The organism is Paenibacillus rhizoplanae, from assembly GCF_042684125.1.
GTDB classification, from domain to species: Bacteria; Bacillota; Bacilli; order Paenibacillales; family Paenibacillaceae; genus Paenibacillus_AQ; species Paenibacillus_AQ rhizoplanae.
In genome coordinates, this window is the sequence record NZ_JBHUKY010000079.1 from 76,422 (window position 1) to 79,205 (window position 2,784).

Here is a 2,784-nt window from a genome sequence, read left to right on the forward strand (position 1 = left end):
AATACAGTAGAATCGGGGCAAAAGTCCTTCTAAACACATTCTGCTGTATTTGCTGCAACAGAATGGTGCAGATCTGCCCGATCCAGGCTGTTTCTGCGAAATCTAATGTAGGAAGTGCAATAGCGGGCCGAAATAGACCCCTTTTGGCATCATCTGACTGTACAAAATACACTAGAATTCTTCCTTCCCAGGCTGAACACCCTACCCGACTCTCTTGGCCCGGTTACTTAACCTCTTGGCCCCATCAGCCCTCTTCCAGAAAAGTTGCATTGAACTTCTGCAGCAGCTCCCCGAAGGAATGCCCCTCCTCCTCCGACCAGCCCTTTAGCAGTTGTTCGATCATCTCCTGCCGGACCTGCCGGTTCTCCTCCAGACTCGCTTGGCCCGTCTCCGTAATCTGCAGCGAATAGGCCCGCCCGTCCACAGGGTCCGGTATCCGGGTGATGTACCCCTTGCTCTCCAGTGAGGCAGCCTGTCGGCTGACCGTAGAAATATCCAACTGAAACTCATCGGAGATTGCCTTTATCCCGGCAGTTCCTTCACGAGATGCAATGTGATGCAGCAGCAGGTAGGCCGCACGATCCAGATTGCCGATTTTTTTGAACGTGGTAATGGAAGTGAGCCGGCGGAACAGAACCGCCATTTCCAGCTCTATTGTCTCAATTGAATGTTTGTCCATGCCGGTTGCCCCTCTTCTCTTTTATTCATTGACTTTACTCTTTCCACTTGTATAATACAAGTATATACTTTCATGATACAACTTATTTCTGCAAAAGCTAATTTTCAGGGGGAACCGGTATGAAAGCCCATGAATTCATGGTCCGTCAGGTGTACAAGGTTAAGCAGGAAGACACCGTACGGACTTTTATTGAGAAATGTATTGCCCACCGGATCAGCGGCATGCCCGTCGTCAATGACCGGAACGAGATTGTCGCTTATTTGAGCGACGGGGATATCATGCGCTATATCGGCAGGCATGAGGATCTGATCGTGGATTCTTTTTTCCAGATTAATGTATTCGTCGGGGATAATGAGCTATTCGAGGAACGGGCGCATAAGCTGCTGGGTCTGAACGTAATGGCTATCGCCAAGAAGAAGGTCATCACTGTGCATGCTGAAGAGGACCTCGAAGTTATCGCCACCATCCTCGGCAAAAAGCAAATCAAAAAGGTTCCCGTTGAACGGAACCATGTGCTGGTCGGCATTATCAGCCGCGGCGATGTGATCCGTCATTCCTTCAAGGCGCTGCTCTAGCCTCAGCCCTGTGTCCCGGAACAGCGCCCGCTTATGCCCGCATGCATACTCCGGCAAGCCGCTCCCTGCCTTCACCCCCGGTTAGACTCTTCTTTCATTCTCTCCCTATGATAGTTGCGGCCCCCTGATTTTTATGTCATTGTAAAATCAGGTCTAGTACATCATAAGGAGAGAATCGTCTGTGCTGCTTATTCACGAAATCATCGCCAATCCCAAAGCCAGGGAAATCTACCTCACCGTAAGAACACATGGTACCGTCTCCAAGCAGACCCTGCTGGAAGAAAGCGGACTGACGATAAGCACCTTAACGCGTATACTGGACGAATTGCTGTCCCGGGAGCTTCTGGTTGAAGTCGGCTTCGGCGAATCCACCGGAGGACGCCGCCCTACCCTCTATGAGACGAATCCGTCTTACGCTTATCTGCTGGGACTGGAGATCTCCCGTACCCATGCCAAGCTTGTGCTGACGGACTTTCATCTGCGGCTGCTGGGCGAGTATACCTGGAGCATGGATGCGGGGCTTACCCCCGAGCTGCTGATGGACTCCCTTGAGGAGCAGGCCCTGCGGCTGCTTGAAGCAGCCTCGCTCAGCTTCAGCCAGTTAGCGGGACTCGGCATCGGGGCAGTCGGTCCGCTGGACCGCACAGCCGGAGTCATCCTGAATCCGGCCCGTTTTCCTGCAGAGGGCTGGTCACAGGTACATATCAAGGAACAGCTCGAGCAGCGCCTGGGGGTGCCTGTCTATCTGGATAATGGAGCCAATACGGCTCTGCTTGGCGAATACTGGGCCGGCAGCAACCGGATGCAACAGCATCTTCTCTATCTCCATGCCGGGATCGGCCTGCGCTCCGCTATTATGAACGATGGGCGGCTGCTCTACGGCATAATCGATACCGAGGGAGCCGTCGGGCAGATGATCATTGACCGCGCGGGAGTACCGCCGCAGATTCCCGGCGGCAACGCCGGGGCCTGGGAGAGCTATGTGTCGGTCCGGACGCTGGAGGGGCAAGCCCGCGAAGCCTGGCGGCTGGGCAGCAGCACAAGCCTCCGTGCTCTGGCAGAGCATGAGGAGGCTTTAGAATTCGCCCATCTGCTGGAAGCGCTCCAGGAGCGCGATCCAGTGATGGTCCGGTTATTCGATGAGATGGCGGTAGCCTGCGGCATCGGGCTGGCGAATCTGATCAATATCCTCCACCCGGAGGAGGTTATCCTCGGCGGCCCGCTGTTCCTCGCCGCAGATTTCTACGAGACAGCCACACAGATCGCGCTGGAGCGGACCTACTACCGGGGACAGTATAACGTCCGCTTCACCCGGAGCAGCTTGGGCGAGCGCGCTGTCGCAACAGGCGCCTGTGCTCTGGTGCTGCACCAGTTGACGAGCTGACGGGCCCGGCGGTCGCTTTGGGCTGAATCAGGTGTATTTATACCAATGTCATTAAGATAAGCTCAAAGATAAGTTTGGAATTAAAAACGGAATCCAAAACGGTATGGGGAAAAGCCCTATGCCGTTTGTTTTGGGTGTAAGGAAGG

At 54.4% G+C, this 2,784-nt stretch carries 3 protein-coding genes; 2 read left to right on the plus strand and 1 reads right to left on the minus strand.

From position 1 onward, the window contains the following. Window positions 1–244 precede the first annotated feature (244 nt). A complete protein-coding gene (locus ACFSX3_RS29980; protein WP_209994888.1) occupies window positions 245–679 on the minus strand; it encodes a MarR family winged helix-turn-helix transcriptional regulator in 435 nt (144 codons plus the stop codon). Between the two features lie 119 nt (window positions 680–798). On the opposite strand from ACFSX3_RS29980, the gene ACFSX3_RS29985 reads away from it, so the two are divergent. Beyond that, window positions 799–1,254, plus strand: coding sequence for a CBS domain-containing protein (locus ACFSX3_RS29985; protein ID WP_209994887.1), 456 nt, complete (start codon window positions 799–801; stop codon window positions 1,252–1,254). Between the two features lie 181 nt (window positions 1,255–1,435). Then, a complete protein-coding gene (locus ACFSX3_RS29990) occupies window positions 1,436–2,638 on the plus strand; it encodes an ROK family protein (protein WP_209994886.1) in 1,203 nt (400 codons plus the stop codon). Window positions 2,639–2,784: the final 146 nt, after the last annotated feature.

Coding starts and splice junctions, on each gene's coding strand:
- ACFSX3_RS29980 (WP_209994888.1), bottom strand. CDS start 679: ATGGACAAACATTCAATTGAGACAATAGAGCTGGAAATGGCGGTTCTG.
- ACFSX3_RS29985 (WP_209994887.1), top strand. CDS start 799: ATGAAAGCCCATGAATTCATGGTCCGTCAGGTGTACAAGGTTAAGCAG.